The sequence below is a fragment of the Paenibacillus sp. J22P59 genome (assembly GCF_059383895.1).
In genome coordinates this window covers 103,442-128,725 of record NZ_JBXENX010000006.1, presented here as the reverse complement: position 1 = coordinate 128,725, position 25,284 = coordinate 103,442, and the positions used below count along the sequence as shown (strand labels likewise).

The window sequence follows — 25,284 nt, the reverse complement described above, 5'->3', positions numbered from 1 at the left end:
TGGTTGATGGGTTGGTTGATGGGTTGGTTGATGGGTTGGTTGATGGGTTGGTTGATGGGTTGGTTGATGGGTTGGTTGATGGGTTGGTTGATGGGTTGGTTGATGGGTTGTTTGGTAGGTTGTTTGGTTTATCGCAAGCTAGTTATTAATCAGCCTATTAGTTCCGCAGCGGCTTGCCGGTAGCAAGCATATGGCTCATTCGCGCCTGCGTCTTGGGTTCCCCGCAAAGGCTCAGGAATGCCTCGCATTCCAGATCGAGCAAATATTGCTCGCTCACCTCTGCTCCTGGCGCAGCATCCCCACCAGCCAGAACATGGGCCAGCTTGCTGCCGATCAAAACATCATGCTCGCTGATCTGCCCTCCTAGCAAGAGGCTGTGCACGCCCATCCGCAGCACGGCTTTGCCTTCGCGTCCGGCAATCCTTACGCGCATCTCTGCGGGAGGCACGTAACCCGCCCGATCCAGTTCAAGCACAGCGCGCTTCGCCTCGGCCATACGCGCATCCTGCTGCATAATCACGCGGTCCTGCGGGCGCTTCAGCCCAAGACGCGCAACGTCGAAGCCGCTGGAGGAGGCTTTGGCCATCGCGACGGTCTCGAACAGCGCGTTCAGATGCGGTTGAATTTCTCCTCCTGCCGCACGTTGCATCGCAAGAACAGCGGCTTCTTTTGAACCTCCTCCAGCCGGAATAAGGCCCACTCCTGTCTCCACTAATCCGAAATATGTTTCTGGCGAATAGATAATTAGATCGGCTGGCAGACAGGCCTCTACTCCGCCGCCCAATGTCATGCGATGCGGAGCTGCGACGACGGGGCGATCCAGCTTTTTTAACTGCAGCATGCTGGATTGGAAGAAACGGATGATTGCCTCCACCTCATCCCACTCGCCATTCTGCGCTTCCATCAGAAGCAGCATCAGGTTCGCGCCTACACAAAAATTACGCCCTTCGTTGGCAATGACGAGCCCTCGCCAATTACGGCTTACCTCATCCGCACTATCCCGAATAGCTGCTAGAATATCACCGCCAATCGCATTATTTGGGGAATGAAACTCAAGACAGACAACCTCATCTCCTATATCAATCAAGCTCGCGCCCGAATTTCTAAGCACTGTACGACCCTTTGCTTTGAGCGAGGCTAAGCTGATCTCATCCTGCCCCTGCTCCTGACAGGCATATGCACCTTCTGAGAAGTGCACCCGCTTTCCATCGGCTATTTTGTAAAAGCTCTCATTGCCCGCTTCCAGCCAATGAATCACCCATTCGGGCACTTCATCGCCTTCCTTAATCATTCGCTCCACTGAGCGCTTCAAGCCGATTGTATCCCATAGCTCGAACGGGCCCAGCTCCCAATTGAAGCCCCATTTCATCGCCCGATCTATATCAAGGATCGAGTCTGCAATAACTCCGAGCAGGCTAGCGGAATAGAGCAGCACTCTCTTAATCGAATGCCACGCAAATAGAGAGTAGCGATTGCCCGGCTCAGCACCCAGAAGCGCCTGTACCTTGGCCGTGACGCCCTTGGCTGCTTTGACAGCATCTATAACGGTCGAGCTGATCTGTTTCTTAGGCATATAAGCCAGCGTCTGCAAATGAAGCGACTCAATCTCGCTGCCGCCTTTCTCCCCCTTAACCTTGCGATAAAATCCACTTCCGGATTTCTCCCCAAGCCTTCCTGCCCCGACTAATTGCTCGAGCAGAGCAGGTCTTGTGAATACGGCAATCTCTGCCGGATCACTGCTTTTGTTCCGCACATTGTCTACAACATGAAGCAGCGTATCCAGACCAACGAGGTCGAGCATACGGAACGTAGCTGTTCTGGGCCTGCCCATAGCAGGTCCTGTAAGCGCATCGGCCTCCTCCACCGTCAGCCCGTATCGAATAACCTCCTCCAGCGTAACCAGCATGCCATAAGTGCCGATTCGATTGGCGATAAAATTCGGCGTATCCTTAGCAGGCACAACTCCCTTGCCCAGCCTCTTCTCGCATAACTCTGTAAGCTTCGCTGTCACTGCCGGGTCTGTGACCTCTGTAGGCACGACCTCAACAAGCTTCATATACCTTGGCGGGTTGAAAAAATGAGTGGCTGCAAAATGCTGACGGAACGCTTCTCCCCTTCCCTCCGTCATCTCATTCACAGACAAGCCTGAAGTATTGCTGCTGACGAGCGTGCCGGGCTTCCATACTGCCTCCACTTTGGCAAGCAGCTCCTGCTTCACATCGAGCCTTTCGACCACTGCCTCAATAATCCAGTCCACATTCGATAATTCCAGCAAATCATCCTCCAGATTGCCGGGCGTAATTCGCTCAGCAAAAGCTGTATCGTAGAGCGGCGCCGGCTGCGTCTTGGACAATCGCTGAATAGCCGATTTCGCCAATCGGCTGCGCACCTGTGGATGGGCAAGCGTCCAACCCCGCTGTTCTTCCTCTGCTGTAAGCGATTGTGGAACAACATCAAGCAGCAGAACGCGGATGCCCGCATTCGCAAGATGAGCGGCGATTCCTGCGCCCATGACGCCGGAGCCGATAACGGCAGCACGCCGTACTGCCCCCGATAGATGGATCGACATGTACAAGCACCTCCTAAATAGTTATGCCTTATGCCCTTGCTCTATTGGAACGGGTATTCCAAGCAAGGAGCTTGCTTGGAATACCCGACAACGCCGCCTCTTGCCCTCCCTCAACGGCTTCCTCTCCCCCCGAGCACGCTTAATGCAAGCAGCTCTGCTACATCCCGAGCCAATATCACGTTATCGGCCTCCAGCGACTTCAAACCATCCTCCATCATCGTTAAGCAATAGGGGCATGCAGAGCCTATAATGGATGGCTGTACTTCAAGAGCCTGCTCCACTCTGGCCTGGTTCACCCTAACGCCACTCTTCTCCTCCATCCACATCAGGCCCCCTCCAGCACCGCAGCACATCCCATTCTCGCGTGAACGGACCATCTCTTTCAGCTGCACGCCTGGTATTGCCCTCAGCACATCCCTTGGCGCTTCATACACGCCGTTATAGCGGCCTAAGTAGCAAGAATCATGGAATGTAATTTGTTCCTCCACCGCATATTTAGGATGAAGCCTTCCTTCCTTGAGCAGCCTTGCGAGCAGCTCCGTGTGATGCTCGATTCGAACATCGGGAGAAAGGCCGAAGTCGACATATTCATTTTTGAACGTATTGTACGTATGAGGGCAGACCGTCACAATAGTTGAAACGGCGTATTTTTGCAGCGTTTCCACATTCTCGCGGCATAATTCCTGGAATAACAGCTCATTGCCGATACGGCGGGCTGTATCCCCTGAGCTCTTTTCTTCCACCCCGAGCGTTGCAAAAGAGACCCCAGCATGATTAAGCAGCCGCACCACATCATAAAGCACCTGCCTGCTTCTCGTATCATAGGCTCCCATCGAGCCTGCCCATAACAACAGCTCTGGCTTCGTGCCAAGCTTTTTCATTTCCTGCATGGTCTTCACTCTTACGCCTGTGCGGATTTCGCATTCCTCTATCCATGCAGCCCGCTCCGCTCTGGGAAGTCCCCATGGATTGCTTTGCCGCTCAATATTTTGCAAGGCCCGTTGACCATCTGCAGGCAGCTTGCCTTCCATGAGGACCAGATAACGCCTCATATCAATAATTTTATCGACATGCTCATTTCCCACGGGGCACATCTCTTCGCAGTTGCGGCATGTCGTACAGGCCCACAATTCTTCCTCTGTCATCACCTCACCGACCAGTTGAACCTCCTCCGCCAACGCTTCATGACGGACTGTCCATGCCTGTGCCTGCGCAGCCATCGTCGGCCTAATAGATGTAGCACTTCCTCCAAAGCCCTCCTCCCATACCGGCATCACGGCTCCCATGACATGCGCACCTGCGGCAATGCCTCCTAATCGAGCTGGAATCCATGGAGAACGGGAAGTAATGGCAGCCCCTTTCTCAGTGAGATGGTCACGAAGCTTGGTTATTAGATGCATGGGTGACAGCAGCTTGCCGGTATTGGAAGCCGGGCATACATTCGTGCAGCGCCCACATTCTACACAGGCGTATAGATCAAGCAGTTGCTTCTGATTGAAGTCCTCCACTCGGCCAGCGCCGAATGTCTCAATCTCCTCGTCCTCTAGATGAAGCGGGGATAATCTGCCGACGGGCGTTCGTCTCCGGAGCCATAAATTAATTGGGGCCGTCAACAGATGAAAATGCTTCGATTGAGGCACATAAACCGCAAAGGATAACAGCACCAACAAATGAAGCCACCAGAACAGCTCATATCCGAGCACCGCTGCCGTTCCCCCTTGATCCACACCGACCCAGCTGAGCCCCTCAGCAAGCAGAACTGATACTGGTGCATAACGATCATCTACCAGATGAATGCTGCTGCCAGCTCCAATACTTGCTTCAATACTAACTGCCGCCTCAGTCTCATTAATGGCAATTCTCTCGAATGCCAGCGTTAATAAGACGGTCAGCATCAGGCTGCCAATGAACCACAGCACCAGCGACGGCTTCCAGCCTCGCTTCAATCGGTCGAGCCGTTCCCCGTAACGACGGTAAGCGCCGTACAGCACAGCAAACAGAACGAGAGATACCGTTAATTCCTGACTCCAGGCGAAGCCGTTATAAAAAGGAAAGGGGATCGGATGACCGCTAAGCTTTTTCCAAATAAGATCCGCCGCACCGAACTGTAGAACGATGAAGCCATAGAAGTAAACGAGATGCATGACACCGCTTCTAGCATCATGCAGCAGCTTGCGATGCCCCAGTATCTGACTAGTGAAGGTATACTTCTCTTTCAGCCTCGTCATTCGCCTCGGGGGCTTCCATGCAAAAACCGTCGGACTGCCCAGCTTCATATAACCGATACGACGCAGCACAACCGTTACGAACGCGGTCCCAGCCAGCAAGACAACGATTACGAACAACCCCCACCTCACAACAGCTGTCCATTGCTCTACCGACCACCCCAGCGCTAGCAACATGCTCATTCACCCTCCTTCATTTGCACGGATCGGACAAGCTTTAAAGCGCTTTCATAAAATTGCGTTGTTCCAGTATATGAGTCCTGCAACGTGAACATGCCGCCCCTCTCTAAGGAAGGAGCACGGTCTATTTGGCTTCATTCACACATATCGTAGCACTGATGACAGGAAGTTGAACGAAGCGCAAAAAGAGTTGAATAAAGCTTGTAAGGAGCCCTGAAATCATGACAAAAGGAGGCGATGAGCGAGGATGCTGAATATTGTCGTTCTTATAAAGCAGACCTTTGATACGGAGGAAAAGATTATCGTTACAGCTTCCGGCATATCGGAGGACGCGGTGAAGCTAATCATTAATCCTTATGATGAGTACGCATTGGAAGAAGCGCTTAAGCTTCGAGAGCTTCATGGTGGACAAATACGCGTTGTGACCTGTGGAAGCGAGCGAGCAGAGGAAGCGCTGCGAACAGCACTGGCAATGGGAGCAGACGAAGCCATTCGACTGGACAGCGCAGGCATTGAGACTGATGACAGCTATCGTATTGCCGCAGCGCTAACGGCGATCATACAGCCTTTGCAGCCGGATCTGCTGCTGGCTGGCCTATTCGCTGTCGACAGCGGATCTGGCAGTGTTGCCTTGCAAATAGCACAGCGGCTAGGTCTTCCCCATGCCTCAGCCGCGGTCAAGATTGATATTACCGATGGGGACGGAATTACAGCAGACGGCGATAAGCTTCATGTAGATGCTACCCGCTTCGCAATTATTGAGCGAGATGTTGAAGGAGATGCGGAGACAGTCGTTATACCGCTGCCTGCTCTCATCACTGCTCAGCAAGGGCTGAATGAGCCTCGTTACCCGTCGCTTCCCGGCATTATGAAAGCGAAAAGGAAGCCCCTGACCCGAACCACACTCGAAGAGATCAATGGCGATGGCAATCTGCTCGCAGAGGCAGAGACAGAAGCACGCACCGTTCGTCGTGCCCTGCTGCCTCCAGCACCGCGTGCAGCAGGCAAAAAGCTCACGGGGACTGCGAATGAGCAGGCTGCCGAGCTGGTGCGGCTGCTCTGGCCCTAGGCTGCACTGCATTTAAGGCTATTAATTACTGACCGCCGTTTGATTACACGGTTCGTCGTCCTTGTCAGGACAGCGATTCTCGAAAAGGAGATGTCCATTAGATGGCTAAGAAGACCTTACTCGTATTCGCCGAGTCTAGAGACGGCCAGCTGCGCCGCGTTGTGCTGGAAGCCCTTGGCGCAGCACGGCAGCTTGCTGGCGATGACGGCTCCGTCCAAGCTGTCATCGCTGCGAGCTCGGGTGCTGCCGATGAAGCGGCTGCACTCCTTGCGCATGGCGCGGATATCGTGCATGTCGCCGATGACCCTGCACTTAGCGTGTACGCGCCCGAAGCGTATATCGCCGTCCTTCGCGCGGCAATGGAGGCGGTGCGCCCGGACGCGCTGCTGCTCGGCCATACCGCTATCGGGCGCGATCTCGCTCCCCGCATCGCGGCGGCCTTCGGCGCCGGCCATGTCGCCGACGTCACTGCCATCGAAGCTTCGCCAGATGGCAGCGCCATCTTCACTCGCCCGCTCTACGCTGGCAAAGCGTTCGAGCAGCGCAGCTTCGTGCCGGGGCATCCGTGGGTGATCACGGTGCGCCCGAATAACTTGCCGGCCGCAGAACCTATCGCTGCCGGATCAAGCTCTGGCACGGTTCAGGCACTGCCCTTCACCGTGCCAACCCTCTACACCGCCGTGCGCTCACTCGTCCGCAGAGCTGGCGGCCAGATAGATCTCGCCGAGGCCGACGTCGTCGTATCCGGCGGCAGAGGCGTCCGCAGCGCAGCAGGCTTCGAGCCGTTGCAAGCACTCGCCGATGTACTCGGCGGAGCTGTCGGCGCCTCTCGCGGCGCATGCGACGCAGGCTACTGCGGCTATGCCCTCCAGATCGGGCAGACCGGCAAAGTCGTAACGCCGCAGCTCTATATCGCATGCGGCATAAGCGGCGCCATCCAGCATCTGGCTGGCATGAGCCAGTCGCGCGTTATCGTCGCGATCAACAAAGACCCCGACGCCCCCATCTTCAGCATCGCTGACTATGGCATCGTCGGGGACTTATTTGAGATTGTACCGTTATTGACTGCTGAGCTTCAGCGCGTGCTTTCAGATTAATGACCCGAATATTAAGTGACATCAATAACCTATAACATTAATGTTTCTATCACCCATGACCCTGTCTCCTCATGCAAAATCCGGCCTAATCTCCCGAATGCAGTCAGGTGACTCAAAGGCATCATCGCTGACTGCGTTCGTGACGGGATAGGCGTGCATCCTGTAGGATTCCATCGGCTCCAAATGCTTGCGCAGTGAGCGATAATCATGAACCTCTGGATTCAGCCAATCGGCAATGCCATCCTCGTCGAGAATAATCGGAACCCGGGGCAGCCATTGCGACATAGCGCCTGAAGAGGGGCCCGTGAGAATCGTAAAGGCTCGCATTTGTTTACCGGAATAAGTCATCCAGCTATCATAGAAGCCCGCAAGGCCAAGCACATGATAATTCGGAATCACAATATGCATCGCCCGCGGGTCCTTCTCTTGCCCGAAGGGCTGCCAGCCAAAAAAACCACTGCATGGCACAATGCAGCGCTGCTGCTTAAGCTGCCGCGCAAAAAATCGCTTATCAGACAGCCTCTCGCAATCTGCGTTCACCGAATCCTTCGCCCAGAATGGAAACAGTCCCCACCTGGCTTCATCCATCGTTCGTTTGCCCGAGGCCCCATTAAGGATGATGGATACAGTTTGCATCGGTACGATATTGAAGCGGTTCGTATAACAATGAATCAGTTGTTGTATTTGAAAGGCATCCACTATATCCCCGATATCGGCTGTAATCGAATAACGCTCAATCATGCAAAAATCCCCCTTATGTCGCTATACTGGATTTACCAAGTATTTGCAGACAAAGGGGGATTCTATGCACCAGCTATTCTATTAATGGGTGAAGCGTTTACGGAATTTGAGCGGAGGCATGCCCGTCTGGGCAGCGAACAGCCTGGAGAAATGCGGCGTTTGCCGGAAGCCCGTCTCCTCTGCAATTCGTGCAATCGTCCAATCCGTCTTGATAAGCAGCAGCTTCGCTTGATCCAGACGATAATACAGCAAATATTGCTGCGGCGTACAATCGAACACCTCGGTCATGCAACGAGTGATGTAATTCGTATGAAGCTGCAAGGCTTCGCTTAGCATCGTATTCGTGATGACGCTGCGATAATTTAATTTCAAATAAGCGGCAGCCCGTTCTGCGACGGACACCCCTGCACGGGCAGCATCGGAGCGCCAGCCCTCATCCAGCATTTGCAGCAAATGAAGGAAGCGCTGCTGCCGTTCCCAGAATGCGCCATGCGATGAGCTTCTCGCTGCATCATGCAGCTGAGAGAAGATCAGCTTGGCTTCATCCGGATAGGACAAATGAATCTTTTTGGGCAAGCGGATGGCGTATGTATAATAATCGCCTCGCAGCGAGCCTGTCTGGCTACCCTCCGTCTCCTCCCATGCCCCAACCGTCTGGAAATGTATCCAATCGAATACCGTCTCCTCTTGGCAAGGCTCATAGGAATAATGCCATTTGTCCGGCCGAAGGATAAGGACATCCCCTGCTCCAAGCTCCCATTTGTTCTCTTCCTCAGCTATATACAGCTTTCCCTGTTGTACAAACAACAGGTCGAAGACACCCAGATTCGTCCGATTCGGATGCTCTTCTCCAGCCTGATAAGTCCTTCTATTCGATTCTATGAAAAAAGGCAGCGGCGGTGAGCGAAAGGTTAACAATAAATCTTCAGGCACGATAATCTCCCCTTGCGGTATTCTGTTTGGGTGTGTTTGTATGCAAAAAAAGTTCCGCGACCATCCATATAAAGACCGCAATTCTATTGCCATGTTACAAAACTCGCTATCATTTGTCTACCATAAAGAAAAAAAGCTGCTAAGAGCAGCCTATTAAAAGATATGGTTAGCAATCATTACAGGAAAATGACTAGCCCCCAGCCCCTTGATATTTATTAGCCCCATACATCCATAGCTTATACGCAAGGTAGAAGCTGAGCGGTCCAATCACTAGCGCTGTAATTCCTAGAATTTTATTCGATAGCACACTCTCGTCGAACAGAAACAGACTTGGATAATAATTAATCATAGCAAGCGGAACAATCCACGTTAAAATAATTTGCAGCAGCGTTCCGTACACGGATATGGGATAAGCAATAAATTCTTTCATCCTAAAAAAGATCGAGAACAAAAATTGAACCCGCAGAAAGATAAAGGACAACGACCCGATTACAATCAAGCCCGCTGCCTGCAGAAAAGAACCGCTGATTACGGCAAGAAACAAGTAGATTACCTTAGTAACCGTCCAGCTCATGTCTGCCTGAGAGATCGACCAGAATAGGACCAGAATAGAAATGACAATATGAGCAATATAGCCAATGTTGAATAGGTTCGCGATGAAATAAATAAACGGAGACAACGGCTTCGTTAAGTATTTATCGAAATCGCCGTTCACAATGATTTGATCGAGCCCGACCATTGGCGTATAGGTGAAGGAAGCTCCTATCGCATAGGTAAGTAAGTTCAAGCTATATAGAAAAGCAATTTCCGACCAGCTCCAGCCGTTGATCGTATCGAAGCGCTGCAGTAGCAGCCAAATAACGAGGTAATTGGCAGCATAGCCTACAATCTGACCGACTGCCCCAATCAGGAATGCTCCTCGGTATTCCATACGAGACTTGATAACCAATTTAACAAAGTATGTGAACAACGAAATATTCATAAATTCCCACCTCAACTATAGCGCTTTAACCGCCTTGTATGACTAATCTTTTGATTGCTCTCCACCACAGCAGTCTAGCTGCAAGCCACAGCAGCAGAACCCACAGGCTTCCTTTTCCAAGCACCCATACGATTTCACTCAGATCCAGCTTCTCCATATAGATTGCAGCAGGAATGAAGCCTAAGTATTGAAAGGGAAGCAGCTCTGCGACGAATCGCCATTCGGCCGAGAAGAACCACAAGGGCAGGAACGAGCCTGAGAAAACGGTGATTAGGGCTGATACCATCCAATCCAAGGCAAAGGTTGTCAGAAACCAGAAGGATATCAATGCGATGAGATAGCCAACGAGAAACGAAAGGACTAGAGCCAGCAACAGGCTGACGGCAAAAGCGACAATGGCATACGGCTCTGTAGGAAAGCTGAATCCGAATAGCAGCGATGCGATTAGAATCGTCGGGACAACGGTAAATATAAGCTGGAACACGACATTGCCCAATTGATCAAAAAACAAAAGCAGCGGATAACTGATCGGCTTCAATAGATCTGACGTAATATTGCCGGTCTTAAGCTTATCGTCAACGGTATAGACAACCTTGTTCATTAGAATCATCGAGACCGAGGTGTTAATAAGGGCATAGGTAATCATCGTCCCTATATCAATCCCATTCAACGAACCTGTGCCAAGCAAGGCAGTCCATATGGCAATCTGCATAAAGACGATCGTAATATTGCCGAAAATCCGCAGCCATACCTCAGAGCGATAAGCCGTATTGCGGAAAAAAGCTTTACTTGTGATCGTATAATACGTTCTCATCATATTAAATCACGCTCAATCTCTCTTGTTTGGTTAATGCAGGCTGAGGCTGATCTTCCAAGCTTCTATAGTACAGGCGAATAATATCCTCGATATCCGCATCCTGCAGAACAAAATCTTTAATAGGGTAACGGCGCGACACGCCTTGAATGAAATCTATAGCTGAGTCCAGCCCTTTATCAATTCGGAAGGTCTTTCTAATTCCGTGATCCGCGATTTGCACCGCATTGTCTAATTTCACATAATCGCCAGGATCATCCTCGAATTCAATCGTTATAATTTTTCCCGTTGATAGATTCGCCTTCAAGTGATCTACCGTCCCATCAAAGATGAGCTCCCCTTTATTCACAATAAGCATGCGAGGACATATCTCTTCAATATCCTTTAGGTCATGGGAGGTTAATAGAATAGATACTTTGCGGTCACGATTCATTTGCTTGACGAAGGCTCGAATATTATCCTTTGCAATAACATCTAATCCAATGGTGGGCTCATCCAGAAATACGATGTCTGGATTGTGCAGAAGCGCGAGCCCAATCTCTGCCCGCATCCGTTGGCCTAGACTTAGCTGCCTTACTGGCTGAGTAATGAATTCTTTCAAATTGAGCAGTTCTAGAAAAATATTCATATTCTTCCGAAAGTCCGTATCATGAACCTTATAAATACGCCTATGCAGCTCGAAAGAATCTTGTACAGGAAGATCCCACCATAGCTGACTACGTTGGCCGAAGACAATGCCGACCTTTTTGGCAATTTCCTTGCGATGCTTATGCGGAACAAGGCCATTGACTGTGATGCTCCCGGAGGTGGGGACTAGAATCCCTGTAAGCATTTTGATCATCGTAGATTTTCCCGCCCCATTAGGACCCAAATAACCGACAGCCTCCCCCTTCTCTAGCGAAAAAGAGATCTGGTTCACCGCTTGAATTAACGTATGCTCTCTTGAAAACAGATTTTTCATCGATCCAAAGACGCCCGATGATCTTGTGAATTGCTTATATTCCTTCGAGATGGCTTCGACGTGAATCATCTATTACAACTCCTTATAGATCAAATATTTGATGGAATAATACTCTTCTTACAAACTTTTACAACACATATGAAACTCATAATAGCATCTTCTTCCTACTAAAAGAAGCATTTTTTAACAACAAATGGCCTCGCCCCTGTATATAGGGCGAAGCCATTCAACTTCATATTCTCTATGCTACTCCTGGCTATCCCCGTTCGTACTAATCCTTTTTACACCTTGGAATAAGGTTGCCAGAAACAGGTCATCTCCCTGTGCTGCAACATCCGTAACTGGAAGCCCAGGCTTAATGGAGAAGAGCGTTAGCTGTCCTCGCATATGGGTTAACCGGAACAAGCCATGATCCGTACAGACATAGACCGTTCTGTCTATCGTTACTATGGAAAAGATGAAATGATTCCCGAATCTTATGCGATCAAATCTACCTTGTTTGTCTCCTACGAGCAGCTCGCCTTTATCCGATACGCCAAGCAAATGACCCTTGTATACGGCTAGGCTCGTTATCACCCGATTGAGCTTGAATTCTGCCCAGTCATCCATGAATCGGTCGTAGAGCGAGATTCCGCTATCATGACCTACTATTAAATATTGCGGAAGGTTGATGAAATCATATACCTTCTGGCCCTCGGAGGCTGTAATCTCCCATCTGCCTCTTGTTTGCGACCACAGACCTGAATCGGTAGCTGCATAGCCTGTGCCTCCAAGCAATCTATACTGATAACAGGGGGAATCCAGCACGGCTTTCCATTGTCCATCCTCGAATTGGAATAGTCCTTCATTCGTGCAAGCATGTAGAATGCCGCTATGCAATTGCAGACGATTAACGCCAGCTGCTTCAGATATCCCTTTATCCAGTTTGTGCCAATGACCATCGCTCGTTATTTCATAAATACCATGGCCAACTGACGAGGCAAACAAAGAATCTTCTCCAACCCTAACGGATGAGAATGGGAACAGCAGCCAGTTCCATGGCCTTCCGTTGTCTTCCTTCTTCTCCAGTTGGCCCTCAGGCTGGCCCTCTCGCTTATTGAATGAACCTTCCCCCATAGCTTAATCAACTCCATATCTCCACGTTATTTGTTATTTTAGTTAGGATTCTATTAGTGGCTGGGCTGCAGTAAGCCGTGTAGCCAGTGCTCTAGCAGCTCTTGACTCCACCGCTGCTCCAGCAGCTCCTTTTTTGATAGACTCGATCGCTAATCTACTCTCATGCTTATTCCTTAACGATTGCTTCTTCTTAATAACCATCTCATATAACAAGCCCATATCTAGTAAATCTCCTCCTCATAATAGATAGAATCTCTTATCATTAATAACCGAAAATACAGTTTTTTAGTCATCCTACTATGGCTTTCATTGCAATCATTACAGTTAGCTGCGGTCACTTCAGTTATGTTTTATTCATTTTCACTGATAATCATTATCAATTATATGTATATGATAACGATTCTCAACTATAAAGTCAACTTTTAATCCTTACGTTCTTTTCTTAGCCCATTTCCAACTATCCAGCAGGTGTTTTAAAAAGCCCAATGCTGAAAATGTGAGCTCTTATGCGGCATACTCATACCAATGTGAGGATATGCTCCTATAATAGTCGCGGTTAGCAAAGATGGCTTGGATGTAGGAGGTGAACCTCATCCTTCGGGAAGCTATCCTCCCGAGCTGTGAGTCTGGCATCATAGAATGCTTGTCATTCATGATAAGGCGCTCTTATGAGTGAGCATAGCCTCACACATTAGTGAGGTTACTGCGGGAAATTAGTAGTTGATGCTTCGTTAATGAGTAAAGCTAGCTATTTGACGAAATGGCTGATAAGATGACCAGGTTACAATTGGCTGGCGGGTGTCGAATATTCAACTGTGAGACAGTGTAAGGTAAGCTGCTTAATTTATTTCTTCTACCAATTTATTCATTTAGATTAGCTAATAGGTCTGTTTCTGCTTCTGAAATCTATATCTGCTAATAAGCACTATCTCAGCTAGTTGACCGTTTTCGCATTGCTATCGCGATTCCCAAAGTGGAGTACACTTATACAAAAAAGGAAAATAAAGAATTCATTCACAAGCAACGAATATTTCTCAAACTTTTTCTCATCACATTAAAGAAATAAAGATTATTGGTGTATTTAGCTAAGCACATACGGATTCTCTTAATTCCTCCCTGTCCATTGGGACATTAGACTTTTACTAAGATGGTATTAGTTACATTGCTTAATTGCAGGCATTAACTCGTTGAAGATTTACGATAATGTTTAAATTAAATAGTTAGTCTGTTTGTGCTAGCCTCCGCCCTTATACTTGATCTACTCAATAATAAAGGTCTTACCCTTTTTAAATCAGGGCAAGACCTTTATTATTGATTATGGTTGATATAATTTAGGGTCAACTCTTGGTCTTTCGGCATATTTTTTTTCTTCTTCAGGCAACTCTTTTTTTAGTGTTTCTATAGTCACAACCTCTTCGTTCGAATTGATAAATGCTGCATCATCTTTTTTAATGAATTTTCCCTGCTTCATTCCTGTTAATACGTAATAGTCTTCTTCCGGATTGAACAGATCACCATCATCTCTGCTTAGAAATAGAAGTGCTTCCTCTCCTATTGCAAAATCAGGATACCCATCGGATTCGACTTTAACATCGCCAGCCTGCCCTTTATCAATTCGAATCACAATTTCTTTGCCAGTAGCATTTCCTTTAATTGTTTCTTTAACTACTATTTTTATGTCTGTTTGAACAATATTCCTTACATTCTCTCCTTTTTTCAGATCAGGATTAGACCATTTACCAGGCAGTACTTCAATTACTTCCCCTTTAACAATCAGTACTGAGCCGCCAATTAAATCAGTTTTATCCCTGTACAAGATAAGGCCATCAACCTTATGAGTAGTTGTTGTTGCAGGCATAAGGTTGGGGAGAAATATGATAAGCACAGCGCCCAGAATTACGGTAGATACAAAGGCAATAACATATTTAGCTTTCATGGTTAGCTTCTCCCTCCGTAAATGTCTTCGATTCCCTCTTTGTCATCTGTTTCAAGGCTTCTTTTAGATGTTTCCCCATACACCGCAGAATCCCACATTGTCGCTCCTGACACATTCGAATGACCAAGTCCTAAAAAATGACCTAATTCATGAGTAAATGCATTTTGAACATCTAACGCCACAGTGCTCGAAGGATTATTCGTCCAAGGAAATGATGTGTTTACATCAAAGTCAGCTTCCCAAACAGCATAATTAATTATGACAGGATCAGCTGAAGTATAATAGGTTTCCATAACATATTTGTTTGTTCCCCTGGCACCTTTAGTTACTTCATTCCTATTATTTTTTTTAGGATAAACAGAATTACTATGAACACTACCGGTGACTACTAAACTGCTTACTGAGCCTGTTGGATCAATATTATTCCAGACATTAGTGGAAATACTCATAGCTCCTCTTGAAGCCGTATCAAAATCTTGATGCGGATAGACAGTGGGAATGAGAGGAGAATAACCATAACTATAATTAATTGTATAAGCGTATCCCGAAGTCCCTCCAATTGTTAAACCAACTACACATATAAGTGGCATCAATATTCTCCTACTAAAATAGCTCCTTTTCAAATCCTACACTCCTTCAATTTATTGTATAAAGAGAACAATGAGGAATACACATGCCTCCAATCTAAATATCTGATTTTAAAATTATGTGGATATTATAGATATTTATGTAAACTATAACAAAATCAATCATACGATTAAACCACAATTGTGGTTTACAATTCAGCGGCACATCTAAATTTAATTTACTAGAGGCTGTCCTTTTTAAGTCGGGGCACTGCCTGTAACACTTTTCCATAGAAATCCTCATGAATAGATTTTTCTGGGAACTCAGCTTTTACCATTACTGATAAACCTTTACCTGGAGAATAGGTATTTCCAATATAAGTTTGTCTAACTTCAGTAAGCATATCTAAATTGATTCGTATCAATCATTTTTTCCATGTTTGCCTTTACGCCTTATACCTTCTTTTGGAGAAATATCTATTAATATAGTCAGATCCGGACTACGCACATATCGAAGTAAGTTAGATAGCCAAGAGTGGGCCTCACTATGCTCTAGATTAGGATATTCAGCTTTATTTGCTGATAATCCATAAGCATGTTGACTTCCAATGCATCGATCTAGGATTAGAGCATCAGTGCCAGCTGCATCCAGCTCTTCAAACCATTTTTGTTGCGCTTGTTTGTCCGCAACCATGATAAGTTCGATTGTTCTTTGATCAACATTATAGGGCTCCATGTCTCAAGGTATTGATAGCGCAGGGTATGCGTGGGTTCGAGAGATCGAAGATGTCATTGCCGCCAAGCGGCTATAAGGTGGAATAGTGGAGTACCCTTATACAAAAAAAGCGCAGGCTCTGGGCTAATTCTGCCCTCTCGCCTGCACTTTCATCATGCAACAATCTTCGGTTCTCTTTGTAGAGAAGCGTTCCTATGGAGCCAGCCCTTTCACTGCCTACAAATCAAACTGCAGCCTAATAACAACACGGTCTGTCTCGAACTGCACATCTCCGACCGACACAATATCCTGCCCGGATAGATCTAATGGAATAATGATTCGCTCCAGATTGTCATGAGGCAGATCAATTCCTTTGATCCTTAGTGACACAGGCTCCACTACTACATTCGGAGCCTGCCAAGACAGCTGATAAGTAACCAGCAGTGCAGCCGGCACCTTATTCTTATAGGTTACATTCAAATGGGCAAGCAGGCGGTCACCCTGAAGCTCCACCCTCGCTCCGTCCAGTCGAGTGCCAGACGGCAGCACGTCGCTTGCTGCCCCGGCACTCAGCTGCTTGATGACTAGATTGTTAATATCCGATTCTGTCAGCAGAAGCTCTGGCTTAAGACGTTTCACCATTGTGAGAGCCTTATCCCTGACGTCGATCTGCTGATAAGTTAGTCCAAGCTCCTCTTGCGGCGCGATATAAGACAGCAGCCACCACCCGCCAGCAAAAAGAAGTACGATAAGAATTAGAATAGCTGTAAGCGATCGTTTCCACCATTTCGACAAACGTCTGCACCTCCTTGGAACTGGTCATCAGCTCACTTTATTTGTTCTGCATACTAAAAATATTAGTGCTATAATAAAACATTATTAATTGTCCACCTATGCCTATATACCTGTACAAGTGACCTATGAGAGGTGATCTACATGGAATTCCAAACGACTCATCAACCCAAGATCGGGCTCGAAGAGATTGTTCATGCCCAAATGCATCTGAAGGATGTTATCATTCGAACACCCTTGCAGCATAATCGTGTGCTGTCCGAACGTTACAACTGTAATGTATTGCTCAAGCGTGAGGATCTTCAGGTCGTCCGTTCCTTCAAAATACGCGGCGCCTTCCATCTTATGCGCTCACTCCCGCCTGAACGGCTGGCCGCCGGCATTGTATGTGCCAGCGCAGGCAATCACGCACAAGGTGTAGCCTATTCTTGCCAGACACTCGGCATTAACGGGAAAATCTATATGCCAAGCACCACACCAAGGCAGAAGGTCAATCAAGTATCCTTTTTTGGGGGCACTTATGTCGAGGTTATTCTTACCGGAGATACATTCGATGATGCCTATGCTGCCGCAATCGCAGAGAGCAAGCGAAGCGACATGGCTTTCATCCATCCATTCGATGATCCGAAGATCATTGCCGGCAATGGGACCATCGGCCAAGAGCTAATGGAAGCCGCTGAGACCGTTCCTGACTACGTGCTCCTATCAGTCGGCGGCGGCGGTCTGGCAGCTGGTGTTGCCTCTTATGTTAAGACAGTATCCCCGTCTACGCAAGTAATCGGAATCGAGCCGGAAGGAGCGTCCTCCATGCGTCAGTCATTAGACGCTGGTGAAGTCGTGCCGCTTGATCAGATTGATAAGTTCGTTGACGGCGCAGCGGTCAAACGGGTCGGTGATATGACCTTCGCGATTTGCCGCGATCTGCTGGACGACGTTATAACCGTTCCTGAAGGAAAAGTATGTACCACTCTGCTGGACTTGTACAACGAGAATGCTATCGTTGCGGAGCCTGCTGGAGCATTGCCGATTGCAGCGCTGGACCTGATCAAAGATCAAATTGTCGGCAAGACGATCGTCTGCGTGATCAGCGGCGGTAATAACGACATTGACCGCATGCAAGAAATCAAGGAGCGCTCCCTAATTTATGAAGGGCTCAAACATTATTTCATGCTGAGCTTCCCGCAGCGAGCTGGCGCCCTTCGTGAATTTCTCGACGATGTGCTCGGTCCGAATGATGATATTACCCGCTTCGAATATACGAAGAAGCATAACAAAGACAATGGGCCTTCTTTGGTCGGCATCGAGCTTAAGCACCGGGAGGATTACGAGCCTCTCATAAGCCGTATGCAGAAGAAAGGCATTCAGTTCGTTGAGTTGAATAAAGACCCTGTCTTATTCAACTTATTGATCTGATTTACTTACCCCTAATCTAACCATTCCAAGCAAGGCGATGCTCGCACGAGGAGCATCGCCTTATTTGCATCCTCTAAGCGATATCCTTCCCCTGAAAGTGCCCGCTAAGCTCGACTTTCATACTCCGAATAGCTCTTGCGACTTTTTTGGATACAAACGCCATTATACAAAAATAATATATTCAAACACAGCTTCCGCTTACAGGGATTTGACAATCGACCGCTATACTTGCGGCAAGGAGGTGTAGGCTTCTATGGTAATTCAGGGTCCTAATCTGGAGCAACAGCCGAAAATATTAATTTTGTATGCATCCTATGGTGAAGGTCATCTACAAGCTGCACATGCTATTCGAGACGCATTGGAGGAACGCGGCAACTGTTCGACTCTCTTGGTTGACTTGATGGCAGAATCGCATCCTTGGGTGAACACAATGACTCGCGGGTTCTATACTAGAAGCTATACGTACATGCCGCGCCTTTACGGCTGGATGTATGATCTCACACGGTCCATGAAGCATGACTCGCTATTCGGCGGCTTTCTCCATTCCTTCGGCAGGTACACGATTCGTCGCATACTCGAGGCCGAGAAGCCGGATGCTGTCATTCATACCTTCCCGCAGTTCGCTATCCCAAGATTAAAGGGCAAGGCGGCCAATGCGCCAACCAAGCCGCCTTCCTATGCTGTCATTACCGATTTCGATCTTCATCAACGCTGGGTTCATCCAGCAATTGATCGATATTTTGTTGCTACAGAGGATATGAAGCGCGAGCTTGATATTCTTGGCATACACGCTGTAGTAAGCGGAATCCCCCTCAAGCAAGGGTTTCGCTCCGTAAGAGCTTCCTACGATCTGTATCAGCAATTTGGATTATCCGCCGACAAGCCTATTCTTCTCTTGATGGCAGGGGCTCAAGGTGTCATGCCTGATCTGACAGACATATGCAGCGGCTTGCTCAATCAGCATCCTGATGCCCAGCTCGTAGTAGTCTGCGGCCGAAACAACGTCCTATTCACGTCCATACAGCAGCAATTCAAGGGCCACCCTCATGCGAATCGCCTCTATGTGTTCGGCTATGTGGAGAACGTTCATGAGCTCATGGCGATCGCTACATGCCTAGTTACGAAGCCAGGAGGCATCACGCTCTCGGAAGCCATCGCGGCAGGCTTGCCCATCTTCATCTACAAGCCAGTTCCAGGGCAGGAGAAGCAGAATGCTCTATATCTGCAATCCAAAGGGGCCGCCACTATAAGCCATAACGCAGGTGAGCTTATTCACAGCCTATTGGAGCTTATTCAAGATCCCGTGCGAATCAGCGTCAGAAGAGCTTCCATTCAGGAGCTTCAAGCTCCAACAGCCACAGTAGCGGCAGATTGTATTGCGGGCTCCATCTTATCCAGTATCAATCAGCTTAATCAACGTATCCCGACTTATAAATCTAACTTGAGGTAAAGGAGAGCTTCTATCCGTGAAAAATAACTGGTTCGGAGCGGAGATGCGGCTCATCTCCGTTATTTTATTCTTAGTTGAATTCGTCCGCGGTGCCGTACTCATCAGCCTCTTGCCTATTTACGGGCAAAAAACGCTTGGCTTGTCTTTGGATATTATAGGCATAGCCATTACTGCGCATTATTTGACCGATACCATTCTCAAGGTAGCCATCGGCTACTTACTGGACCGCTTCTCAATCCGGCTGGTCGTTCAGACTGGATTGTTCCTTTCCCTGCTCGGCGTCTTTCTCCTCCAATTCGCTGCCGCGCCTTGGCTGTTCATTACAGCTTCGGCGCTATACGGTATTGGGATGTCCCCAATCTGGATTGTTTGCCTAACCAAAGTAAGCGAGGAGCAGCGCGCTACACAGATGGGCTTCCTATATACGATATGGCTTGTAGGATTAGGCTCAGGACCGATCATTTGTAACGTGCTTCTTGAATACAATACTAAGACAACCTATAATTTGCTGCTGTCCTTATCTCTTCTTGCCACTATCTTGTCCTTGTTCATGAGCAGCAAGCGGGCCAATCAATTACAAGCTATACCTTTACGCACGCAAATTGAAGTGCTCGGCTCCCGTTTGCGCCAAATGAGGCTCTTATTGCCTGGCATGATTCTACAGACAGCAGGCGCCAGTATGCTCGTTCCGATTCTGCCGAGCTTTGCAGAGAAGCATCTTGGAATTGCTGGTGCACAATACTCCCTGCTGTTGACAGCAGGAGGGGCATTCGCTGCAATTGGCCTCATTCCGATGGGACGATTATCAGACAAGCTAGGAGGCGGGAAGTGGTTCCTCGTCACGGGTTTTGGTCTATTCGCTGGCGGCTTATATATGCTGGCATGGAAGCTTCCGTTCTGGTATTGTTTAATCATTGCGATGGTGCTTGGCTTGTCATATGCAGCTATTCTGCCGGCATGGAACGCACTGCTTGCTGCTTACGTACCACCTAAGCAGGAGGGGCTGGGCTGGGGCATACTATCTACTGTCGAAGGCTTTGGCGGCATGATTGGGCCAATCGCAGGAGGACTGGTGGCCGCTTCCTATGGAGAAACCTCCGTCATCTGGATAAGTGCATTATTGTTTGGATTCATTGGATTGCTGTACTTACTGTTCCCTTCCAGCTTACTGCGGGGAGGAACAATGACTGATTAAGATAAGATAGCCCTCTACATAGGGCAGAGTGGAGTTTTGAAGCGATGGTTATATTGCAGGATTGGATCTATTATGTCAAAAATATTGATCTGGAGCATATTCAGCGAACGCTGGAAAGCTTCGCCCATTTTGGCCCTCTGCTCGGTATTCTTCTCCCGCTTCTGGAGTCATTCCTGCCTTTCCTACCGCTGTTGGTTATTGTGGCAGCCAATGCCAATATATTCGGGCTCGGCTTTGGCTTTCTTTTCTCATGGATTGGCGTATCTGTTGGAGCCGTCTGCGTCTTTTCAATAAGCCGTAAGCTTGGCCATAATGTCAAAGCACGGATCGAGCGGCGGTTCCCCCGATCCGAACGGTTCTTCAATTGGGTGGACCAGAGAGGATTTACTCCCTTATTCCTGCTCGCCTGCTTCCCTTTCTCCCCTTCTTCGCTAATCAATATTGTTTCTGGGCTTAGCTCGGTTCCCTTCCGTACCTTTGCTATCGCGACGATTCTAGGGAAGGCCGTTATGATTATGAGCATCTCACTAATCAGCTTCGATATTGGGAGCTTCCGAGAAGAGCCATGGCGTATTTTTGTAACCTGTGCCTTCATTCTGCTCATGTGGTTCGGCGGCAAGAAGCTCGAAGCACGCTATTCGGTTAATTAAGATTGCTCGCCTGGCACGCTATTCTTCAACGAAATGCTCATACAAATCGCTGATTTGTGGCACACTGTTGGAGGATCATCAGTTGAAAGGAGGATGGCGGAATGTCAGGAGAACAGCCGTCCCACAAACAGTTAGCCGCAAGCAAAGCCCAATCGAAGGCCGATCGCTCTGGAGCAGACAAGCAAAGAGCGAGTGAACTGCAATCGGAAGCTGACCACGCTGCTGTACCTAAGCACGGACAATAAGCATAGGGAAGGGACGAACAGCATGAGTGAACATGAACAGCATAATGAAATGGCCCCCCTATCGGGCGAATCGGTAGAAGTTACCGGCGTATATCGTAATGAAGCCGGGCAAGAGGATCAGCTCAAACGAGGGGATGACTTTCCTGCCGATGTCATACTCGGCAAAACCGAATGGGAGCTTGTTGAGCTGGACTTCGACAACCACCATGCAGGAAAAACGGACCCGCGTCTTATTCCGAAGGATGACGATGCGGATCCTGAAGCACATATGCAGCACCCACGCCGCCACAAGGGCAGCAACAAGACTGAAAAATAACGCGTTTCCGGGTGAAATCTGAAATCCATAACAAAGAGCAGCGTAACCGCTATAATAGAGGTCACCCTGCTCTTTGTTATTTCTCTATATTTTCACTCAGTCTATCCGCATCCGTGGCAGCATTTGCAGCTTCTGCTCCCCGCTGCTGTACCTGATCGACCACCTTCTCCAAACGCCGGAGATGATAAGCATATTCGAACAGCGCGGAGGCTACAAAGATTAGTCGCTTATTCTCATCCGGGTCTTCCCGAACGTAATCCGTCAGCTCATTAATTAGACGCATTTCACGCTCTTCCGCAGGCTCTACATTCATATTCGGCTTCATTTTATTCTCAATTTTGAGCAGGATCAATTCATGGTACTTGGTTAACTCCTCAATCTGGGCATCGAAGCGGACGGCCCAATCACCGGCTCTAGGCGATGAGAAGTAATGCTCCTCGACCACTTCAAGCAAGTCGGAGCCTTTTTGCAAAGACTTGATCATCTGCTTGGATACCAGCAGCTGCCGCGCATGGCTCTTTTTGGTACGTGCAAGCACCTTACGCTCTTCCTCGAACAGCAAATAGCGATCCTCAAGCTTACGCAGGGTCTGATGAAGCTTCTCCTTCTCCACACGGAACACAGACTCCTTCATCTCATCGGATATAGAAGTTCGCAGCAGCAGAGACAGCTGAGCGTAAGCTTGATGCACTTGCTCCGTGAACTGCTTCCTCGGACGAGGCGGGAAGACAAGGACATTAACTGTGAATGCGGCGCCCATTCCGGCAAGTACCATTGTGAATCTGGAGAGCGCTACCGTGATCTCCTGTCCATGCGCCTCCATTATCGCAACGACGGTAACCAGCGTTACCCCGATTGTCGTCTCCATCTTCAGGCGAATGCTTACCATAATGACCAGAATACAGACCAAGCCAACCGCGATAGGCGTTTGTCCGAATAACCGCATCGCAACCAAAGCTATAATGGCGCCCAGCAAATTCGTCTGGAATTGATCCAGCACCTGCTGCCACGATCGATATATAGAAGGCTGAATCGTTAGAATGGCAGCAACCGCTGTAATGAGCGGCGATGGATATCCGAATATATCACTTAGAAAAATGGCCAGAGCGACAGCCATTCCTGTTTTAAGCACACGCGCTCCAATAGTCATCCTTGAATCTCCCCCATGATGTGCTTATCCTTCTCTAATGGACTAACAGCTCGGCAGAAGCTGCCTCCTGCCCATTCACCCATAGCGATATCCGGTGAAGCCCAGGATAATGCTTGCGAGTGGTCAGATCCTTGAAGCGGTGCACCCTTACACCTTCAATCGAAGCCCCTCCGGTATATTCGCGATCCGAGAGTAAGAACCGTTTTTGCGAGGTTTTTCCTGTCGCTTTGACAAAGTCTATGCCATACTCGATTCGCAGCTTGAAGGGACCTCCCTCTGCCAATTGCAGCTCGTAGTGAAGCTGCGTCTCACCGCCGATCATCACTTCTTCTGGCAGAATGCGGAGCCCAGCAGACTCTACGATCTTCGAGCGCTCATCCAAACCATGACTGCCGGCATCGGTATAACCGAATAGCAGCATCGCCTCAGGCACTGCCTTTTTCACCAGAGTACGACAGCCTCTGCGAATAATCCAATCGGTATGTACGTGCTCCCCATACCACTTCTGTGCAAGGTCTATAACGATTCGCGGATTATCCTTGGCGATATCATTCAGATGGTTTGCTACGCTTTTACGAACATACAGCGAATCATCCCGTCTGAGCTTCTCTAATAAAGGTATCACCGGATTTGGATCCTTTATAAACATCGGAAGCGCTTGTCCCCACGGAAGCCTTGGTCTTGTCCCTTCACTCGCCAGTCTTCTCACATGCTCGTCCGAATGATCTGCCCATTCCAGCATGGTCGCCAGCATCCGCTCAGGCTGCGCAAGCAGAAACGGCCTGACTGCAAATTCAGAGGTAGAGTATTTGGTGAAGCGCGCAAGCGCCCACATCGACAAATCCCAATTCGCTGGCTCCATCCCGTACCGCTCAACGAAATCGGGAAAGAATATATACGGTAGCCCTCTGCATTGATCGGCAATCTGATCCAATAGATGAATTGCCTCTTCATAAGAAGAAGGCAGCTCTGCCCCAAGCGCTTCGGTTATCCGCCGAGAACGAGCCTTGAGTGCAAGCTGCTCCCACTCCCCTTCATGAACACGTGCAGCAAAGGAATCCTTATTAAACGGCCTCCACACCGATTGAACAAGCTCTGCGAATTGCTCAACGAAATCGCCATCATATAGAGCTTTGAGTTGCTCAGCCATTCTTGTTACCTCGCCTTCACTAATTTCCTTCCTCCTATTATGCCACATTCTTGCATCGGAGCAAGAACATCCATTTCCAATTCGATCTTAGCCCTCTATGAGCGCAAATAAATGGCTGACATTCACCCAGGGGGCGTCTGTCAGCCATGCTGATTCAATCGAATAATACCAGTTTTTCAACCTAGGTATAACGGGAAATAATATCATATAACTGTTTAGCCACGACATCATGACCCGCTGCAATCTGTTGATTGCTGAAACGAACACGAACGAAGGATTCATCCAACTTCATCGCTTCTGCGAACAAACTGCCGAGCCCTCGTACCTTGCGGTCGATTTGAAGAACAATCTCCAGCTCATGGTCCGCAGGGAAGAACATAATTTCCAGTTCGTCCAACTGTCCGCGGAACTGTGTCGTTGGCACAAATTCGAATTCTTGGACGAAAGGCAAGTTACCGCCCAGTCGCGATGCATATTCGCAATCTGCCTTGCGGAATTGGAAGCCGAGCACCTTCATTGCATTTAATATCGTCTCCATTGCTGGCGTAGGAGCAATATCAATCCGGTCATTGTCGCCAGAGTCCACCCCTCCGCTAATATCCAGCCCTGTCTTCACCCATACCGGCGTGCTTCCAATCGTCAACGGAGCCCGATGAGGCAGTCGGAACGAGAACGGCACCTCTTTTAATTCCCCTACTGACAGGACAAAGGGATCAGAGACGCGGCAACGGCTGATCTCGCTATGATGCCTTACTTTAGTATCATTAGATTCCTTAATATATTCAGTCATGACTGATAGCGTAATCGTCTCAATGCGTTGTTCAGCATTTCCTCCCTTCACCTTGACTACGCCAGTGACCAATTCACCTGGTGAATAGCGGGTCTTGTCAAGCAGGGTATCAATCTTTGCAGAGCCAATTCCAATACTAGCAAATAGACGATTAAACATATGAGCAGCCTCCACATGATAGAATGATTAACTTCATACTCAGCATAATACGATTACTTACAAAAGTGGT

24 protein-coding genes are annotated in these 25,284 nt (G+C 48.5%); 8 read left to right on the top strand and 16 right to left on the bottom strand.

Annotated elements, in window-relative coordinates; genetic code table 11:
* Positions 1 to 157: 157 nt before the first annotated feature.
* Together AC50YO_RS12080 and AC50YO_RS12075 are read right to left on the bottom strand one after the other, a co-directional pair.
* Entirely contained in the window at positions 158 to 2,569 is a 2,412-nt protein-coding gene (locus tag AC50YO_RS12080; RefSeq protein WP_494847107.1) for a 3-hydroxyacyl-CoA dehydrogenase/enoyl-CoA hydratase family protein, read from the bottom strand.
* 110 nt (positions 2,570 to 2,679) lie between these two features.
* On the bottom strand, positions 2,680 to 4,971 hold the full coding sequence (locus AC50YO_RS12075; protein WP_494847551.1) for a (Fe-S)-binding protein: 2,292 nt from the start codon (positions 4,969 to 4,971) through the stop codon (positions 2,680 to 2,682).
* A 253-nt stretch (positions 4,972 to 5,224) separates the two neighbouring features.
* On the opposite strand from AC50YO_RS12075, the gene AC50YO_RS12070 reads away from it, so the two are divergent.
* Both AC50YO_RS12070 and AC50YO_RS12065 read left to right on the top strand, forming a co-directional pair.
* Complete coding sequence (locus tag AC50YO_RS12070; protein WP_494847549.1) at positions 5,225 to 6,043, top strand: electron transfer flavoprotein subunit beta/FixA family protein; 819 nt, start codon at positions 5,225 to 5,227, stop codon at positions 6,041 to 6,043.
* Between the two features lie 101 nt (positions 6,044 to 6,144).
* Positions 6,145 to 7,140 carry an electron transfer flavoprotein subunit alpha/FixB family protein gene (locus AC50YO_RS12065; protein ID WP_494847105.1) on the top strand — a complete coding sequence of 332 codons (996 nt, stop codon included), beginning with the start codon at positions 6,145 to 6,147 and terminating at the stop codon, positions 7,138 to 7,140.
* A 69-nt stretch (positions 7,141 to 7,209) separates the two neighbouring features.
* Here the strand turns inward: AC50YO_RS12065 and AC50YO_RS12060 are convergent, their stop codons facing one another.
* The 11 genes from AC50YO_RS12060 to AC50YO_RS12010 all read right to left on the bottom strand — a co-directional run bounded on the left by AC50YO_RS12060 (position 7,210) and on the right by AC50YO_RS12010 (position 16,699).
* Entirely contained in the window at positions 7,210 to 7,881 is a 672-nt protein-coding gene (locus AC50YO_RS12060) for an SOS response-associated peptidase (protein WP_494847102.1), read from the bottom strand.
* Positions 7,882 to 7,962: 81 nt separating this feature from the next.
* A complete protein-coding gene (locus tag AC50YO_RS12055; RefSeq protein WP_494847099.1) occupies positions 7,963 to 8,814 on the bottom strand; it encodes a helix-turn-helix domain-containing protein in 852 nt (283 codons plus the stop codon).
* A 190-nt stretch (positions 8,815 to 9,004) separates the two neighbouring features.
* Positions 9,005 to 9,796: an ABC transporter permease gene (locus AC50YO_RS12050; RefSeq protein ID WP_494847098.1), complete on the bottom strand. Its 792-nt coding sequence runs from the start codon at positions 9,794 to 9,796 to the stop codon at positions 9,005 to 9,007.
* A 25-nt stretch (positions 9,797 to 9,821) separates the two neighbouring features.
* On the bottom strand, positions 9,822 to 10,610 hold the full coding sequence (locus tag AC50YO_RS12045) for an ABC transporter permease (protein WP_494847095.1): 789 nt from the start codon (positions 10,608 to 10,610) through the stop codon (positions 9,822 to 9,824).
* Between the two features lie 4 nt (positions 10,611 to 10,614).
* Positions 10,615 to 11,640: an ABC transporter ATP-binding protein gene (locus AC50YO_RS12040; protein ID WP_494847093.1), complete on the bottom strand. Its 1,026-nt coding sequence runs from the start codon at positions 11,638 to 11,640 to the stop codon at positions 10,615 to 10,617.
* 177 nt (positions 11,641 to 11,817) lie between these two features.
* Complete coding sequence (locus AC50YO_RS12035; protein ID WP_494847091.1) at positions 11,818 to 12,687, bottom strand: hypothetical protein; 870 nt, start codon at positions 12,685 to 12,687, stop codon at positions 11,818 to 11,820.
* Between the two features lie 42 nt (positions 12,688 to 12,729).
* Complete coding sequence (locus tag AC50YO_RS12030; protein ID WP_494847090.1) at positions 12,730 to 12,906, bottom strand: hypothetical protein; 177 nt, start codon at positions 12,904 to 12,906, stop codon at positions 12,730 to 12,732.
* Between the two features lie 1,096 nt (positions 12,907 to 14,002).
* Positions 14,003 to 14,623, bottom strand: a complete 621-nt coding sequence (locus tag AC50YO_RS12025; RefSeq protein ID WP_494847088.1) for a hypothetical protein — start codon at positions 14,621 to 14,623, stop codon at positions 14,003 to 14,005.
* Positions 14,624 to 14,625: 2 nt separating this feature from the next.
* A complete protein-coding gene (locus tag AC50YO_RS12020) occupies positions 14,626 to 15,213 on the bottom strand; it encodes a matrixin family metalloprotease (protein WP_494847087.1) in 588 nt (195 codons plus the stop codon).
* A 397-nt stretch (positions 15,214 to 15,610) separates the two neighbouring features.
* Entirely contained in the window at positions 15,611 to 15,925 is a 315-nt protein-coding gene (locus AC50YO_RS12015) for a nucleoside/nucleotide kinase family protein (RefSeq protein ID WP_494847086.1), read from the bottom strand.
* Between the two features lie 216 nt (positions 15,926 to 16,141).
* The gene (locus AC50YO_RS12010) at positions 16,142 to 16,699 is read right to left on the bottom strand and encodes a hypothetical protein (RefSeq protein ID WP_494847085.1); all 558 of its coding nucleotides are present in this window, start codon (positions 16,697 to 16,699) and stop codon (positions 16,142 to 16,144) included.
* A gap of 141 nt (positions 16,700 to 16,840) precedes the next feature.
* Here AC50YO_RS12010 and ilvA point away from each other — a divergent pair, with 141 nt between their 5' ends.
* The 6 genes from ilvA (at position 16,841) to AC50YO_RS11980 (ending at position 21,965) form a co-directional block, all read left to right on the top strand.
* The gene (ilvA, locus tag AC50YO_RS12005; RefSeq protein WP_494847084.1) at positions 16,841 to 18,109 is read left to right on the top strand and encodes a threonine ammonia-lyase IlvA; all 1,269 of its coding nucleotides are present in this window, start codon (positions 16,841 to 16,843) and stop codon (positions 18,107 to 18,109) included.
* 253 nt (positions 18,110 to 18,362) lie between these two features.
* The gene (locus tag AC50YO_RS12000) at positions 18,363 to 19,559 is read left to right on the top strand and encodes an MGDG synthase family glycosyltransferase (protein ID WP_494847083.1); all 1,197 of its coding nucleotides are present in this window, start codon (positions 18,363 to 18,365) and stop codon (positions 19,557 to 19,559) included.
* Between the two features lie 16 nt (positions 19,560 to 19,575).
* Positions 19,576 to 20,754, top strand: a complete 1,179-nt coding sequence (locus AC50YO_RS11995) for an MFS transporter (RefSeq protein ID WP_494847082.1) — start codon at positions 19,576 to 19,578, stop codon at positions 20,752 to 20,754.
* Positions 20,755 to 20,798: 44 nt separating this feature from the next.
* Positions 20,799 to 21,404, top strand: coding sequence for a TVP38/TMEM64 family protein (locus AC50YO_RS11990; RefSeq protein ID WP_494847081.1), 606 nt, complete (start codon positions 20,799 to 20,801; stop codon positions 21,402 to 21,404).
* Between the two features lie 101 nt (positions 21,405 to 21,505).
* Entirely contained in the window at positions 21,506 to 21,649 is a 144-nt protein-coding gene (locus AC50YO_RS11985; RefSeq protein WP_494847080.1) for a hypothetical protein, read from the top strand.
* Between the two features lie 22 nt (positions 21,650 to 21,671).
* On the top strand, positions 21,672 to 21,965 hold the full coding sequence (locus AC50YO_RS11980) for a transposase (RefSeq protein ID WP_494847079.1): 294 nt from the start codon (positions 21,672 to 21,674) through the stop codon (positions 21,963 to 21,965).
* 76 nt (positions 21,966 to 22,041) lie between these two features.
* Here AC50YO_RS11980 and AC50YO_RS11975 read toward each other — a convergent pair whose 3' ends face one another.
* From AC50YO_RS11975 to AC50YO_RS11965, 3 genes are all read right to left on the bottom strand, one after another.
* On the bottom strand, positions 22,042 to 23,115 hold the full coding sequence (locus AC50YO_RS11975; RefSeq protein ID WP_494847078.1) for an FUSC family protein: 1,074 nt from the start codon (positions 23,113 to 23,115) through the stop codon (positions 22,042 to 22,044).
* Positions 23,116 to 23,149: 34 nt separating this feature from the next.
* Positions 23,150 to 24,265 (bottom strand): DNA alkylation repair protein, encoded by a 1,116-nt coding sequence (locus AC50YO_RS11970; protein WP_494847077.1) that lies wholly within the window; start codon positions 24,263 to 24,265, stop codon positions 23,150 to 23,152.
* Positions 24,266 to 24,446: 181 nt separating this feature from the next.
* Positions 24,447 to 25,214, bottom strand: a complete 768-nt coding sequence (locus tag AC50YO_RS11965; RefSeq protein WP_494847076.1) for a sporulation protein — start codon at positions 25,212 to 25,214, stop codon at positions 24,447 to 24,449.
* Between the last annotated feature and the right edge of the window lie 70 nt (positions 25,215 to 25,284).

Excerpts from the sequence above, each read along its gene's own strand:
- AC50YO_RS11965 (WP_494847076.1), bottom strand. The coding sequence starts at position 25,214 with ATGTTTAATCGTCTATTTGCTAGTATTGGAATTGGCTCTGCAAAGATT.
- ilvA (WP_494847084.1), top strand. The coding sequence starts at position 16,841 with ATGGAATTCCAAACGACTCATCAACCCAAGATCGGGCTCGAAGAGATT.
- AC50YO_RS11990 (WP_494847081.1), top strand. The coding sequence starts at position 20,799 with ATGGTTATATTGCAGGATTGGATCTATTATGTCAAAAATATTGATCTG.
- AC50YO_RS12030 (WP_494847090.1), bottom strand. The coding sequence starts at position 12,906 with ATGGGCTTGTTATATGAGATGGTTATTAAGAAGAAGCAATCGTTAAGG.
- AC50YO_RS12025 (WP_494847088.1), bottom strand. The coding sequence starts at position 14,623 with ATGAAAGCTAAATATGTTATTGCCTTTGTATCTACCGTAATTCTGGGC.
- AC50YO_RS12060 (WP_494847102.1), bottom strand. The coding sequence starts at position 7,881 with ATGATTGAGCGTTATTCGATTACAGCCGATATCGGGGATATAGTGGAT.
- AC50YO_RS11980 (WP_494847079.1), top strand. The coding sequence starts at position 21,672 with ATGAGTGAACATGAACAGCATAATGAAATGGCCCCCCTATCGGGCGAA.
- AC50YO_RS12035 (WP_494847091.1), bottom strand. The coding sequence starts at position 12,687 with ATGGGGGAAGGTTCATTCAATAAGCGAGAGGGCCAGCCTGAGGGCCAA.
- AC50YO_RS12065 (WP_494847105.1), top strand. The coding sequence starts at position 6,145 with ATGGCTAAGAAGACCTTACTCGTATTCGCCGAGTCTAGAGACGGCCAG.
- AC50YO_RS12015 (WP_494847086.1), bottom strand. The coding sequence starts at position 15,925 with ATGGAGCCCTATAATGTTGATCAAAGAACAATCGAACTTATCATGGTT.
- AC50YO_RS12045 (WP_494847095.1), bottom strand. The coding sequence starts at position 10,610 with ATGAGAACGTATTATACGATCACAAGTAAAGCTTTTTTCCGCAATACG.
- AC50YO_RS12075 (WP_494847551.1), bottom strand. The coding sequence starts at position 4,971 with ATGTTGCTAGCGCTGGGGTGGTCGGTAGAGCAATGGACAGCTGTTGTG.
- AC50YO_RS11985 (WP_494847080.1), top strand. The coding sequence starts at position 21,506 with ATGTCAGGAGAACAGCCGTCCCACAAACAGTTAGCCGCAAGCAAAGCC.
- AC50YO_RS12050 (WP_494847098.1), bottom strand. The coding sequence starts at position 9,796 with ATGAATATTTCGTTGTTCACATACTTTGTTAAATTGGTTATCAAGTCT.
- AC50YO_RS12040 (WP_494847093.1), bottom strand. The coding sequence starts at position 11,640 with ATGATTCACGTCGAAGCCATCTCGAAGGAATATAAGCAATTCACAAGA.
- AC50YO_RS12000 (WP_494847083.1), top strand. The coding sequence starts at position 18,363 with ATGGTAATTCAGGGTCCTAATCTGGAGCAACAGCCGAAAATATTAATT.
- AC50YO_RS11975 (WP_494847078.1), bottom strand. The coding sequence starts at position 23,115 with ATGACTATTGGAGCGCGTGTGCTTAAAACAGGAATGGCTGTCGCTCTG.
- AC50YO_RS12080 (WP_494847107.1), bottom strand. The coding sequence starts at position 2,569 with ATGTCGATCCATCTATCGGGGGCAGTACGGCGTGCTGCCGTTATCGGC.
- AC50YO_RS12020 (WP_494847087.1), bottom strand. The coding sequence starts at position 15,213 with ATGCCACTTATATGTGTAGTTGGTTTAACAATTGGAGGGACTTCGGGA.
- AC50YO_RS11970 (WP_494847077.1), bottom strand. The coding sequence starts at position 24,265 with ATGGCTGAGCAACTCAAAGCTCTATATGATGGCGATTTCGTTGAGCAA.